The following is a 12378-nucleotide window of genomic DNA, read 5'->3' on the forward strand; positions in this document are numbered from 1 at the left end:
GTGGATGCAGTGATCCTGAGCGTTTTCTTCAGGCGGGAATGGCTCTACGGAGAGACCGAGGCTGAAACATCCCGGATCATTGCCGAGGTGATGGAGGGTCTGGAAGGCGAGCGCGAGGGCGAGAGCGGCCATTTCCCCGGAGAGGACGCCTGGTTCTGCCTTGCGGACCGGCGGTGCAGCGACGGGGAGTCGGTGGCGAAGAGCAGTCTGCGCGTCGCGGCGAACCGGCGCACGGGATACGGGGCTCTCGTCTGGTTTGCCGACAAGCGATTTCCCCGGAGCGGAGGGATTTACGATTCCGTATGGGTTTCCGACAATCCCGAGCCGCCGGATTTCGATCCGTCGGTCGTGTCGGACCCCGGATATCCCTTGTTCCACGACCCGGCCAGCACTCTGCCGATTCCCGTCGTCCGCGAAGCGGTGGAGGAATTCTGCCGGGCGGGCACGGGAGAAAGGCCCGAGTCCATCGGATGGATTGCGGGCGAGATGAACGGACAAAGGTCAGACCGTTCTCCGATCGTGGATTTCGTGGAGGATCCGGTCCTTGACTGGGACAGTCTGCGGTAAGTGACCGAATGAGAGGGGTGGGCGTGCGTCGCCTGTGGGGAAGTGCGGTGCTGGCCCTGTGCGCGCTGCTGTCGGCGTGTGACGTGGCGAGCGGTGGCGGTGGCGGCAGTACCGACGGTCTGCTGAAGCCCACCGCCCAGCCGGGCGCCACGGCGCGGGCCGGCGGCCTGGGCGGCGCGGCGCTGGTGTCCCGGGACGCGAACGGCTTCACCGTGTCCACGCCGGACGACGCCCGCAAGGTGAAGGTCACGCAGGACGCCTGCGCCCCGCTGGCCCAGGCCCTGTCGGGCACGGCCGTCGGCAAGCCGGCCACCACGTTCGTACGGGAGGCATCCGGCGAGGGCGCGGTCGTGACGGTCGTCCTCGCCGAATACGCCGCCGACCAGGCCCGGTCGGCGATGGACGCGATCGCCACCGCCCTCGACGAGTGCGCGGCCGGCTTCACGGTCACCGTCGACGGCGACGAGCACAAGCTCGGCAAGGTCACCCCGGAACTCGCCCCCGAGGGCGTGGACCAGGCGATGGGCGTGGGCGCGACGGTGACCCGGTCCGGCAGGGCGGCCCCGGCCGAGGCCGTGATCCTCCGCTCCGGCAACGCGGTCGCCTACCTCAGCGGCACCCCGTCGATCCCGGCCACGGTCCTGGACGCCCAGTTGGTGAAGCTGCGAGGCTGACCGCATGAAGCTGCGAGCGACGGTCCGGCGGGGAGCGCGCCTCGGTGTGCTGATCGGTGCGTGGCCCGCGGGCATCGCAGGCGTCCTGTGCTTCGTGACGGCGCTCGTCTTCCGGGTCGGCGGTCACGACGGCACCGCGTGGACGCTGACGTCCGCGGGCGCGTTCGCCGTCCTGGGCAGCATGGCGGTGGGCATCACCCTGGGCACGGCCACCGGCCTCGCCCTGGCGCTCGCCCCCCGCGGCCTCCTCACCCGCCCCCCGCTGCGCGGCCTGCTGGCCGCACTCACCGCGGGGCTGCCGGTCGCGGCACTCTCCGTCGCCGCCCTGACCGGGGACGGCTACACCCTCGCGAGCTACCCGCCCTCGATCCACTTCCTCACCTGGTCGGCGACCCTGACGATCGCCCTGGTGGCGGCGGCCCGCAGCGGTGAGATCGCCGGGTACGGCACCGGACACTGACGGACGGCGATGAGTTTCGCCGCGATCCGCGGTCAGAGACCATGACCGCACCGGACCAGAGACCCCGAGGACCTCAGATGCGCACCCTGATCAGCACCGCATTCATCTCGCTCGACGGCGTCGTGGAGGCCCCGGGCGGCGAACCCGGTTACCGGAACGCCGGATGGACCTTCAAGGACATCGAGTTCCTCCCCGAGGCCTTCGAGCTCAAGGGCCGGGAGCAGACCGAAGCGACCGCGATGCTGCTGGGCCGGACCAGCTACGAGGCGTTCAGCCCCGTGTGGCCCGACATGGCGGACTTCGCCGACTACAAGGTGATGCCGAAGTACGTCGTCTCCACCACCCTCACCGAGGACGACCTGGTGTCGAACTGGGGCGGGACGACGATCCTGCGCTCGCTCGACGACGTCGCCGCGCTGAAGGAGACCGAGGGCGGCCCGATCATCGTCCACGGCAGCGCCTCCCTGAACCGGGCGCTCTCGGACGCGGGCCTGATCGACCGCTACCACCTGCTCGTCTTCCCGCTCCTGCTCGGCGCGGGCAAGCGGCTCTTCAGCGCCACGGACAAGGACACGCAGAAGCTGAAGCTCGTCGAGCACGAGGCGTACGCCAACGGCCTTCAGAAGAACGTGTTCGACGTCGTCCGCTGAGGTGTGAGGGCGGCGCGTATCCCTGCCAGGAGGCGGCGAGTTCGACACAGGTGTCTCCTTCGCCGCCGTCGGAGAACGTCGACTTCTGCCAGCGCAGGGTGTGGTTCATCAGGGCCTCACAGCTCCTTCGTCAGGCGGTGAATGAAGTCCCGCGACGCCACCGGGTCCAGCGACGCGTCCTCCACTCTACGAAGGAGTGTTCGGAGCCGTTCCAACTGCGGGTCCTCATCGATGAACACGACCCCGGTCGGGGCGTCCCGAAGACCTGTGTCCAGCCGGGGCAGCGGGCCGCCCGCGTACACCATCGAGGCTCCGGCACCGGCGAAGCCGTCCTGATCCGTGGGGATGACTCGCACGGACCTCTGGCACTGGCGGCCGCTGTCCCGGATGGGGGCGTCGCGGCAAGCTCGTGTGGTGCGAGCCGGCGGTGTCATAAGGCTCAGTCCGTGACGCAAAGCCGATAATCGCGACATACAGTGCGTAACCGTAACGTCTCGCTCTGTAGTGGGACACGCCATCCAGGCGGAAAAGGGTACGCAATGCGCAAGCTCCGCAACGCCGCTCTCGTGGCCGCCATGATCGGAAGCCTCGGCATGGCCGGCGCCGGATTCGCCTCCGCCGCCGTCCACGGCGCGGACGGGGACTCCCGGGAGTGTGCCAACCACGTGGAGAACATCTCGCTCGGTCTCATCAACATCCCGAACCTGAACCTCCCGCTGCTCGGCCTCTCGTCGAACCAGGACGCGACGCAGCAGATCTGCAACAACGGGGACGACGCCGTCAACGCGAACGTCGCCGACCACGGCTAGACGAACTGAGCCGGCTCCCGGATCCGACGCATCGGATCCGGGAGCCGGCTCGGCTTCATGATCTGGGCCTGGGCCTGGGCCTGGGTCAGGGTCAGGGTCTGGATCAGGGCTGTGCTCGGGTCCGCGCCCCGCCCCGCCCCGCCCCGGCGTTACTCGCCCCGCGGGGCCTCCGGGTGCTCCCCGCCCAGCGCCTCGGGCGGCAGTGTCGGGGTGACCGGCGCCACGGGCCGCAGCTTCAGCCAGGCCAGGAAGAAGATGCCCAGGGCCAGCATGGCCAGGCCGGTCCACAGGTTGATGTTGATCCCCTGGGCCTTGTCGATCTCCGCGTCGCTGGCCGTGATCCCGGCGATCGTGACGATCACGCCGTAGACGACGAACAGGCCGCCGATGATGCGGCGCAGGTCGAAGATGCGGGCCGCGGTCGCGGACTTCTCCTCGAGTTCCGTCACCTCCCGCTGGAGGTCGGCCTCGGAGTACCCCGCCCGCCGCAGCCGGTCGGCAGCCTCGGCGCGCTCAGACGGTTCGAATTGCTCGGACATGGTCTCTCCAGTCTCCCGCAGTAGTCGCGACCGGGCTCAGAACGAGAACGGGATGTAGCAGAGGGCGGCCAGGATCACCGCGCTCCAGCCCAGCAGCGCCGGGCGCCGGTACCACGCGTCGTCGCCCGCCGCGGGCGGCTCGGCCATGCCGGGGGAGACGGTGCCGTAGACCAGGCCCTGGAGCTCCTCGTCCGTCTTGGGGGCCGTGAACAGCGACACCGCCACCATGACGACCGCGCCCGCCACGAAGCCCGCGATCGCGGAGACGAAGTTGGCGCCCTGGTCGGTGGGGATGCCGATGATGTCCTGCTTGTAGAGGACGAAGTAGTTGACCATCGCGGCCGTCGTGCCCGCGAGCAGGCCCCAGAAGCCGGACTTCCTCGACGCCCGCTTCCAGAACATGCCGACGATGAAGACGACGAACATCGGCACGTTGAAGAAGCTGAACAGCGTCTGGAGGTAGCTCATGATGTTGGAGAAGGAGGAGGCGAGGAACGCCGTGCCCACCGACGCGGCCACGCCGATCGCCGTGATGAGGCGGCCGAACCGGACGTAGTACGTGTCCTCGCGCCCGCGCACCACGTACTTCGCCCAGATGTCGGTCGTGAACACCGTGTTGAACGACGAGACGTTCGCCGCCATGCCCGCCATGAACGCCGCCAGCAGGCCCGTCACCGCGATGCCCAGTACGCCGTTCGGCAGCAGTTCCTGCATGAGGTACGGGATCGCGTCGTTGTACTGGAGGTCGGAGTCGGCGGTGCCGATCTTCGGGACCAGCACCGCCGCCACCAGGCCCGGGATCATCACCAGGAAGACGATGAAGATCTTCGGGAAGGCGGCGATGAGCGGGGTGCGCTGGGCTGCCGACAGGTTCTTCGCCGACAGGGCGCGCTGCACCTCGGCGAAGTTCGTCGTCCAGTAGCCGAAGGACAGCACGAAGCCGAGGCCCAGCACGATGGTCAGCCAGTTCGCGCCGAGCGGGTTGTCGCTGCCGATGCCCGTGCCGCCCCACGCGGTGACGAAGTCGTCGCCGTGGGTCTCCGTCAGCGAGTCCGTCAGGCCGTCCCAGCCGCCCACCTTCTTCAGTCCGAGCACCGACAGCGGAATGAGCGCGGCCAGGATGACGAAGAACTGGAGGACCTCGTTGTAGATCGCCGAGGAGAGGCCGCCGAGCGTGATGTAGGCCAGCACGAAGGCGCCGGCGACCACGATCGCCACCCACTGCGGCCAGCCCAGCAGCGCCTCGACGACGATCGCGAGGGCGTACAGGTTCACGCCGGAGATCAGGATCGCCGCGAAGGCGAACAGGGCCGAGCTCAGCAGGTGGGCGCCCCGGTCGAAGCGCAGCAGCAGGAACTCGGGGACGGAGCGGACCTTGCTGCCGTAGTAGAACGGCATCATCACCAGGCCCAGGAAGACCATCGCCGGGATGGCGCCGATCCAGTACCAGTGGACGGTGTACGCGCCGTACTGCGCGCTGTTCGCGGCCATGCCCAGGATCTCGGTGGCGGCCAGGTTGGCCGAGACGAACGCGAGGCCCGTGATCCAGGCGGGCAGGGAGCGTCCGGAGAGGAAGAAGTCGAGGGTGGTCTTCACCGATCTGCGGGCGGCGAAGCCGATGCCCAGGACCACGACGAAGTAGATGCCGAGGATCGTGTAGTCGAGCCAGTTCGTCGGCAGCCGCAGCTCTGCCGCCAGCTGTACTGCCGTGTGGGGCGGGTCTGTGGGGGTTCGCATGCCCTGCTCACTTTGTTCGGTGTTCTTGTTTGGTTGTGGTGGTGACTCGCGTGGGGGTTTATGGTTTTATGTGTTTGGTTCTGTTGGAAGCTTCGCTAGGTGTACGGATCTAGGTCTGCGGGTCTAGAGGTACGGATGGAGAGTCGCGGTGAAGAAGACCTCGACCCGCTTGGCCGACGGTCGTGAGCTGATCTACTACGACCAGCGGGACGACTCGGTGCGCGACGCGGTGGACAGGCGTCCGCTGGACCCCACGGTCACCACTTCGGAGGTACGGCGGGACCCCCTGCTCGGCGATTCCATCGCCGTGGCCTCGCACCGGCAGGGGCGCATCTACCACCCGCCGGCCGACGAGTGCCCGCTCTGCCCCTCCCAGGGCGACCGGCTCAGCGAGATCCCGGACTCGTCGTACGACGCCGTCGTGTTCGAGAATCGTTTCCCCTCGCTGGCCGGCGACTCCGGGCGCTGCGAGGTGGTGTGCTTCACCTCCGACCACAACGCGTCCTTCGCCGACCTCACCGAGGAGCAGACGCGGCTGGTGCTCGACGCGTGGACGGACCGGACGTCCGAGCTGTCGCATCTGCCCTCCGTGGAACAGGTGTTCTGCTTCGAGAACCGCGGCGCCGAGATCGGCGTGACTCTGGGTCACCCGCACGGGCAGATCTACGCCTACCCGTTCACCACTCCGCGCACCGCCCTGATGCTGCGCTCGGTCGCGGCGCACAAGGAGGCGACCGGCGGGGAGAACCTCTTCGACGCCGTCCTGGAGCGTGAACTCGCCGACGGGCGGGTCGTCCTGGAGGGTGAACACTGGGTCGCGTTCGTGCCGTACGCGGCGCACTGGCCCTACGAGGTGCACCTCTACCCGAAGCGCCGGGTGCCGGACCTGCTCGCCCTCGACGAGGAGGCGCGCACAGAGTTCCCCCAGGTCTATCTGGAACTCTTGAGGCGCTTCGACCGGATCTTCGGCGAAGGTGAACCGCCCACGCCCTACATCTCCGCCTGGCACCAGGCGCCGTTCGGCGCGCTGGAGGAGTTCGAGGGTGTCAACCGGGACGACTTCGCGCTCCATCTCGAGCTTTTCACCATTCGCCGCACTTCCGGCAAGCTGAAGTTCCTCGCGGGCTCCGAATCAGGCATGAACGTCTTCATCAACGACGTGCCGCCGGAGTTCGCGGCCCAGCGACTGCGAGAGGTAGCGAGTTCATGAGCGGCACCACCGGCACGGGCGGCAAGTATCTGGTCACGGGTGGCGCGGGCTACGTCGGCAGCGTGGTCGCCCGGCACCTGCTGGAGGCCGGCCACGAGGTCGTCGTCCTCGACAACCTCTCCACCGGTTTCCGCGAAGGCGTCCCGGCGGGTGCCTCGTTCATCGAGGGTGACATCCGCGACGCCGCCAAGTGGCTCGACGACTCCTTCGACGCCGTGCTCCACTTCGCCGCGTTCTCGCAGGTCGGCGAGTCCGTCGTCAAGCCCGAGAAGTACTGGGACAACAACGTCGGCGGCACCATGGCCCTGCTCGGCGCCATGCGCGAGGCCGGCGTGCGCAAGCTGGTCTTCTCGTCCACGGCGGCGACGTACGGCGAGCCGGAGCAGGTCCCGATCGTGGAGAGCGCGCCGACGCGGCCCACGAACCCCTACGGCGCCTCCAAGCTCGCCGTCGACCACATGATCAGCGGCGAGGCCGCCGCCCACGGGCTCGGCGCCGTCTCGCTGCGGTACTTCAACGTGGCCGGCGCGTACGGCGAGCAGGGCGAGCGGCACGACCCCGAGTCGCACCTCATCCCGCTCGTCCTCCAGGTCGCGCAGGGCCGTCGCGAGGCCATCTCCGTCTTCGGCGACGACTACCCGACGCCCGACGGCACCTGCGTCCGCGACTACATCCACGTCGCCGACCTCGCCGAGGCCCACCTCCTCGCCGTCGCCGCCGCCGCGCCCGGCGAGCACCTCATCTGCAACCTCGGCAACGGCAACGGCTTCTCCGTGCGCGAGGTCGTCGAGACCGTCCGCCAGGTCACCGGCCACCCGATCCCCGAGGTCGTGGCCCCTCGCCGCGGCGGCGACCCGGCCGTCCTGGTCGCCTCGGCGGCCACCGCCCGTGAGCGGCTGGGCTGGAACCCGTCCCGCGCGGATCTCGCGGGTATCGTCGCGGACGCGTGGGAGTTCGCGCAGCACATCGCAAGCAGCGCAAGGGAGTCGTAGTGGGGGCACAGGAAGTTCGCGAGGGTTTCGTCCGGCTGTACGGGACCGAGCCCGAGGGCGTCTGGGCGGCGCCCGGCCGCGTCAACCTCATCGGTGAGCACACCGACTACAACGACGGCTTCGTGATGCCCTTCGCGCTGCCGCACATCGCGGTCGCGGCGGTCTCACGGCGTACGGACGGCGTGCTGCGGCTGCACTCGGCCGACCTGGACAGCGGCGTCGCCGAGCTGCGGCTGGACGACCTGGCGCCCGAGTCCGACGGCAGCTGGACGGCGTACCCGGCCGGAGTCGTCTGGGCGCTGCGCGAGGCCGGCCACCGGGTGACCGGCGCCGACGTCCATCTGTCGTCGACGGTCCCGTCGGGCGCGGGTCTGTCGTCGTCCGCGGCGCTGGAGGTCGTCGTGGCCCTGGCGCTCAACGACCTCTACGACCTCGGGCTCCAGGGCTGGCAGCTCGCCCGCCTGTGCCAGCGCGCCGAGAACGTCTACGTCGGCGCGCCCACCGGCATCATGGACCAGACGGCGTCCGCGTGCTGCGAGGCCGGCCACGCGCTGTTCCTCGACACCCGCGACCTCTCGCAGAAGCAGATCCCGCTCGACCTGGCCGCCGAGGGCCTGCGCCTGCTGGTCGTCGACACGCAGGTGACGCACGCCCACAGCGGTGGCGAGTACGGCAAGCGGCGGGCCGGCTGCGAGAAGGGCGCCGCCCTCCTCGGCGTCGACGCACTGCGTGACATCGCGTACGCCGACCTGGACGCGGCCCTCGCCCGGCTCGGCGACGAGGAGGAGGTCCGCCGTCTGGTCCGCCATGTCGTGACGGAGGACCAGCGCGTGGAACAGGTCGTCGCCCTCCTGGAGTCCGGCGGTGACAGCCGTGCCGTCGGCCCGATCCTGACGGCGGGTCACGCCTCGCTCCGGGACGACTTCCGGGTCTCCTGTCCCGAGCTGGACCTCGTCGTCGACACCGCGCTCGCCCACGGGGCGCTCGGTGCGCGGATGACCGGCGGCGGGTTCGGCGGGTCGGCGATCGTGCTGGCCGAGGCCGCCGATGTCGAGACGCTCACCAAGGGTGTCGAAGAGGCGTTCGCCGCCGCGGGGTACAAGGCTCCGCGGGTGTTCGAGGCGGTGCCCGCGGCGGGGGCGCGCCGGTTGGGCTGAGCCGTGTCGTCGGGGCGGTGGGGGTGGCCGAGTGGATCTCGCCCCCGCCGCCCCTTCCCGTCACCCCAGTCTCTTCGTCAGGGTGAACTCCGTCAGGCCCGGGGGGTAGTCCTCGATCGTGCACACCACCTCGTAGCCATGGCGTCTGTAGAACTCCGGGGCCTGGAAGTCCCAGGTCTCCAGCCGTACGCGGTCGCAGCCGCGCTGCTCGCGGGCGATGCGCTCCGCTTCGGCGAGGAGGGCGCTGCCCAGGCCGGTGCCCCGGTGCCGGGCGTCGACCCAGAGGTGGGTGACGTGCAGCCAGGTCGTCCAGGTGTGGCCCACCAGACCGCCGGCCAGGCCGCCTTCGGGGTCCGAGGCCCAGACGTGCAGCGCCGACTCGCGTTCCGCGGGGGTGCCGCGCAGTGCGCGCAGGACCGGGGAGGCCTCGGTGTTGGTGGCGAGGAGCCGCGAACGGAGAAGATCGCGGCGAGTCCTGTCGACTTCTGTCTCAAGACGAAACATGCGGCACACCATAAGCGCGGTGGCCGAACCAATCCTGCAATTTGCCTTCCGCTGTACGCCCGCGGCCCTACCCTGTGAACAGTGCCGGTGGGGGCCGGTACTGATCAGGGGGCGAGACAGTCGGGTACGGCGCCCGCGGTGGGGGTAGCAGTCTCTGCACGGCGGCGGCCGTTGCGGCAGTGGCATCCCTTCCGGGCGTCGTATCCGCGCAGGTCGTCGTTCTCCGTCTCCGGACCTTGGGGTATCCCCTGCTCTGTCAAGGAGCTTGGGGGAGGGGGTTTCGTGGTTCGCATTCGTGTACTGGTCGTCGACGACCACCGTATCTTCGCCGAGTCACTCGCCGCGGCACTGGCCGCCGAGCCCGACGTCGACGTGTCCGCGGCCGGCAGCGGCCCGGCGGCACTGCGCAGCCTGGAGCGCGCGGCCGCCGAGGGGCGCCGGTACGACGTGCTGCTCGTCGATGCAGATCTGGGCGCCGCCCTGCCGGGCATACGGCCCGCCGTGCCGGTGCAGGAGGTGGGGGAGGACGGGCTCGTCGACGGGATATCGCTGGTCGTGGGGGTCCGTGCCGCGCAGCCCCACATCCGGATCGTCGTCCTCGCCGAGAAGGACGATCCGCGCCGCGCGGCCCTCGCCCTGCAGGCCGGGGCGTCCGGCTGGGTGGCGAAGGACTGCTCGCTGTCCCGGCTGCTCACCGTCATCAGAGGCGTGCTGCGGGAGGAGACGCATCTCCCGCCCGCGCTCCTCACGGGTGTCCTGCGGGAGTTGACGGCCGCCCGCAAGCACCGCACCGAGAGCGAACGGCTGGTGGAGTCGCTCACCCCGAGGGAGCGCGAGGTGCTGCGCTGCATGGTCGCGGGACTGGGCAGGAAGGCGGTCGCCGACCGGCTGTTCCTCTCCCCGCACACCGTCCGCACCCATATGCAGAACGTCCTCGGCAAACTGGGCGTGCACTCCACCCTCGCCGCGGTCGCGCTGGCGCGCCGGGCCGGGGTGGGGCCGGTGGACCTAGCCGGGGATGTTGTCGAACGGGGCGGTCAACTGGCGTAGCAGGCCCGCCAGTTCACCGCGCTGGGCGTTCGAGAGCTCGGCCAGGATCGCTCGTTCCTGGTCGAGCAGGCCGGCGAGGGCCTGATCGGCGCGGTCCTTGCCGTCGTCCGTGAGGCGGACCAGCACACCGCGGCGGTCGCTCGGGTCCGGCAGCCGCTCCACCAGGCCCTTCTTCGCGAGCCGGTCGATACGGTTCGTCATCGTGCCCGAGGTCACCAGCGTCTGCGTCAGCAGCTGCCCCGGCGAGAGCTGGTAGGGCGCCCCCGCGCGCCGGAGCGCCGTCAGGACGTCGAACTCCCAGGGCTCCAGCTGGTGCTCGGAGAACGCCAGACGGCGTGCGCGATCCAGGTGCCGGGCCAGTCTGCTCACCCGGCTGAGTACTTCCAGCGGCTCCACGTCGAGGTCCGGGCGCTCCCGGCGCCACGCTGCGACCAGCCGATCGACCTCGTCCTCCATGACGATCAGTGTAGTGGTTGTGTCGATGTGAAGTCTCTTGATGTCGAGTCTCTTGACATCAAGATAAATGCCGGGGGAAAGTACCGGACATGACGACGAACCCCACCTGGGACCCCGCCCAGTACCTGCGTCACGCCGGCCACCGCGCCCGCCCCTTCGGCGACCTCCTCGCCCGCGTCCCCGGCCTGCCCGGCGACCCGCCCCGCATCGCCGACCTCGGCTGCGGCCCCGGCAACCTCACCGCCGTCCTCGCCGACCGCTGGACCACCGCCCGCGTCACCGGCTACGACAACTCGCCCCGGATGCTCGCCGACGCGGCGGCGCACGCGGGCGCGCGCCTCGACTTCGCCGACGCCGACCTCGCGACCTGGGCGCCGCGGGAGACGTACGACCTGCTCGTCTCGAACGCCGCCCTCCAGTGGGTGCCCGGCCACCTCGACGCCTTCGCCCGCTGGCTGGACGGCCTCGCCCCCGGCGGCACCTTCGCCTTCCAGGTCCCCCACAACATCGACGCGCTCCTGCACGCCCTCATGCGCGAGCTCGGCGGCAGCGCCCGCTGGAAGGGCCGCCTCGGTCATGTCCTGCGCCACGAGGACTCCGTCCACGCCCCCGGCGTCTACCTCGACCGGCTGGCCCGCCTCGGCTGCGCCACCGACGTCTGGACGACCACCTACCTCCATGTGCTCCAGGGCGACGACCCCGTCCTCGACTGGGTCAAGGGCACCGGTCTGCGCCCCGCCCTCGACGCCCTCGCCGACGACCCCGAGGCCCGCGACGCCTTCGTCGCCGAATACCGCGACCTGCTCCGCGAGGCCTACCCGAGCGCGGAGTACGGCACCGTCCTGCCGTTCCGCCGCCTGTTCGCGGTGGCCGTGAAGGCGGCCTGACGTGCTGGCCGCCGTCGACCACGTGCAGCTCGCCGCCCCGCCCGGCGCCGAGGACCTGCTGCGCCGCTTCTACACCGGCACCCTCGGCATGACCGAGGTCCCCAAGCCGCCGGTGCTCGCGGCGAAGGGCGGATGCTGGTTCCGGGCGGGGGCCGTGCACCTGCATCTGGGGATCGAGGCGGGCTTCAGACCGTCCGCGAAGGCCCACCCCGGGCTGCGGGTCACCGCGATCGAGGCGTACGCGGCCCGGCTGGAGGCCCACGGCACACCGGTCACCTGGGACGCGGACCTGCCGGGCCACCGCCGCTTCTACGCCTGGGACCCCGTCGGCAACCGGCTGGAGTTCCTGGAGGCCGTCAGCGGGGTTTGAGGGGCGCCGGACGGGTCACCCGCAGTGTTGAGACCACCCGCAGACCTGACTGGGAGTGATGGACAGTGGCAGGCGAGCAGAAGTCCAAGGCGAAGATGGAACAGGCCAAGGGCAAGGCGAAGGAAGCGATCGGCCGCACCGTGGGCAACGAGCGGATGGAGGCCGAGGGGCGCGCCGAGCAGGCGAAGGGCGACGCCCGTCAGGCCAAGGAGAAGACCAAGGACGTCTTCAAGCACTGAGGGCGTGACGAGGCACCGGCCGCCGCGGCGCGGACGGTACACCTGCGGGCGGGGCCCCGACCTTCGTGGTCGGGGCC

At 70.3% G+C, this 12378-nt stretch carries 17 protein-coding genes and 1 pseudogene; 12 read left to right on the forward strand and 6 right to left on the reverse strand.

Going from position 1 to position 12378, the window contains the following annotated elements; all coding sequences use genetic code 11:
- The 4 genes from ABT070_RS38915 to ABT070_RS38930 all read left to right on the forward strand — a co-directional run bounded on the left by ABT070_RS38915 (position 1) and on the right by ABT070_RS38930 (position 2351).
- The gene (locus ABT070_RS38915; protein WP_351767650.1) at positions 1-567 is read left to right on the forward strand and encodes an Imm1 family immunity protein; all 567 of its coding nucleotides are present in this window, start codon (positions 1-3) and stop codon (positions 565-567) included.
- A 23-nt stretch (positions 568-590) separates the two neighbouring features.
- Complete coding sequence (locus ABT070_RS38920; protein WP_351767651.1) at positions 591-1241, forward strand: hypothetical protein; 651 nt, start codon at positions 591-593, stop codon at positions 1239-1241.
- A 4-nt stretch (positions 1242-1245) separates the two neighbouring features.
- Positions 1246-1701 carry a hypothetical protein gene (locus ABT070_RS38925; RefSeq protein ID WP_351767652.1) on the forward strand — a complete coding sequence of 152 codons (456 nt, stop codon included), beginning with the start codon at positions 1246-1248 and terminating at the stop codon, positions 1699-1701.
- Between the two features lie 77 nt (positions 1702-1778).
- Positions 1779-2351 carry a dihydrofolate reductase family protein gene (locus ABT070_RS38930; protein ID WP_351767653.1) on the forward strand — a complete coding sequence of 191 codons (573 nt, stop codon included), beginning with the start codon at positions 1779-1781 and terminating at the stop codon, positions 2349-2351.
- Here ABT070_RS38930 and ABT070_RS38935 read toward each other — a convergent pair.
- Both ABT070_RS38935 and ABT070_RS38940 read right to left on the reverse strand, forming a co-directional pair.
- Complete coding sequence (locus ABT070_RS38935; protein ID WP_351767654.1) at positions 2254-2460, reverse strand: DUF397 domain-containing protein; 207 nt, start codon at positions 2458-2460, stop codon at positions 2254-2256. The genes ABT070_RS38930 and ABT070_RS38935 overlap by 98 nt on opposite strands.
- A gap of 7 nt (positions 2461-2467) precedes the next feature.
- A pseudogene (locus tag ABT070_RS38940) lies at positions 2468-2713 on the reverse strand (Scr1 family TA system antitoxin-like transcriptional regulator); the annotation flags it as partial.
- A gap of 177 nt (positions 2714-2890) precedes the next feature.
- Between ABT070_RS38940 and ABT070_RS38945 the strand changes: the two are divergent.
- On the forward strand, positions 2891-3160 hold the full coding sequence (locus ABT070_RS38945; protein WP_351767655.1) for a hypothetical protein: 270 nt from the start codon (positions 2891-2893) through the stop codon (positions 3158-3160).
- A gap of 149 nt (positions 3161-3309) precedes the next feature.
- Here the strand turns inward: ABT070_RS38945 and ABT070_RS38950 are convergent, their stop codons facing one another.
- Positions 3310-3699: a hypothetical protein gene (locus ABT070_RS38950; RefSeq protein WP_351767656.1), complete on the reverse strand. Its 390-nt coding sequence runs from the start codon at positions 3697-3699 to the stop codon at positions 3310-3312.
- 36 nt (positions 3700-3735) lie between these two features.
- Complete coding sequence (locus tag ABT070_RS38955) at positions 3736-5436, reverse strand: sodium:solute symporter family protein (protein WP_351767657.1); 1701 nt, start codon at positions 5434-5436, stop codon at positions 3736-3738.
- A gap of 148 nt (positions 5437-5584) precedes the next feature.
- Between ABT070_RS38955 and galT the strand changes: the two genes are divergently transcribed.
- Genes galT through galK form a run of 3 tightly spaced genes read left to right on the forward strand, consistent with a single transcriptional unit; the run spans position 5585 to position 8795 of the window.
- On the forward strand, positions 5585-6646 hold the full coding sequence (gene galT / locus ABT070_RS38960) for a galactose-1-phosphate uridylyltransferase (RefSeq protein ID WP_351767658.1): 1062 nt from the start codon (positions 5585-5587) through the stop codon (positions 6644-6646).
- Positions 6643-7638 carry a UDP-glucose 4-epimerase GalE gene (galE, locus tag ABT070_RS38965; RefSeq protein WP_351767659.1) on the forward strand — a complete coding sequence of 332 codons (996 nt, stop codon included), beginning with the start codon at positions 6643-6645 and terminating at the stop codon, positions 7636-7638. Before galT ends, galE begins: the two co-directional genes overlap by 4 nt.
- Entirely contained in the window at positions 7638-8795 is a 1158-nt protein-coding gene (gene galK / locus ABT070_RS38970; RefSeq protein WP_351767660.1) for a galactokinase, read from the forward strand. The genes galE and galK overlap by 1 nt, the downstream gene beginning before the upstream one ends.
- Before the next feature lie 60 nt (positions 8796-8855).
- Here the strand turns inward: galK and ABT070_RS38975 are convergent, their stop codons facing one another.
- Positions 8856-9311, reverse strand: a complete 456-nt coding sequence (locus tag ABT070_RS38975) for a GNAT family N-acetyltransferase (protein ID WP_351767661.1) — start codon at positions 9309-9311, stop codon at positions 8856-8858.
- Between the two features lie 270 nt (positions 9312-9581).
- On the opposite strand from ABT070_RS38975, the gene ABT070_RS38980 reads away from it, so the two are divergent.
- Positions 9582-10349 (forward strand): LuxR C-terminal-related transcriptional regulator, encoded by a 768-nt coding sequence (locus ABT070_RS38980; protein ID WP_351767662.1) that lies wholly within the window; start codon positions 9582-9584, stop codon positions 10347-10349.
- On the opposite strand, the gene ABT070_RS38985 is transcribed toward ABT070_RS38980, so the two are convergent.
- Complete coding sequence (locus ABT070_RS38985; RefSeq protein ID WP_020128438.1) at positions 10308-10805, reverse strand: MarR family winged helix-turn-helix transcriptional regulator; 498 nt, start codon at positions 10803-10805, stop codon at positions 10308-10310. The genes ABT070_RS38980 and ABT070_RS38985 overlap by 42 nt on opposite strands.
- Before the next feature lie 89 nt (positions 10806-10894).
- On the opposite strand from ABT070_RS38985, the gene ABT070_RS38990 reads away from it, so the two are divergent.
- The 3 genes from ABT070_RS38990 (at position 10895) to ABT070_RS39000 (ending at position 12301) form a co-directional block, all read left to right on the forward strand.
- Positions 10895-11692: a trans-aconitate 2-methyltransferase gene (locus tag ABT070_RS38990; protein WP_351767663.1), complete on the forward strand. Its 798-nt coding sequence runs from the start codon at positions 10895-10897 to the stop codon at positions 11690-11692.
- Position 11693: 1 nt separating this feature from the next.
- Positions 11694-12062 carry a VOC family protein gene (locus tag ABT070_RS38995; RefSeq protein ID WP_351767664.1) on the forward strand — a complete coding sequence of 123 codons (369 nt, stop codon included), beginning with the start codon at positions 11694-11696 and terminating at the stop codon, positions 12060-12062.
- A gap of 65 nt (positions 12063-12127) precedes the next feature.
- On the forward strand, positions 12128-12301 hold the full coding sequence (locus ABT070_RS39000) for a CsbD family protein (protein ID WP_171397741.1): 174 nt from the start codon (positions 12128-12130) through the stop codon (positions 12299-12301).
- The last annotated feature ends 77 nt before the right edge of the window (positions 12302-12378 follow it).

The organism is Streptomyces sp. NPDC002884, from assembly GCF_040295245.1.
Classification (GTDB): domain Bacteria; phylum Actinomycetota; class Actinomycetes; order Streptomycetales; family Streptomycetaceae; genus Streptomyces.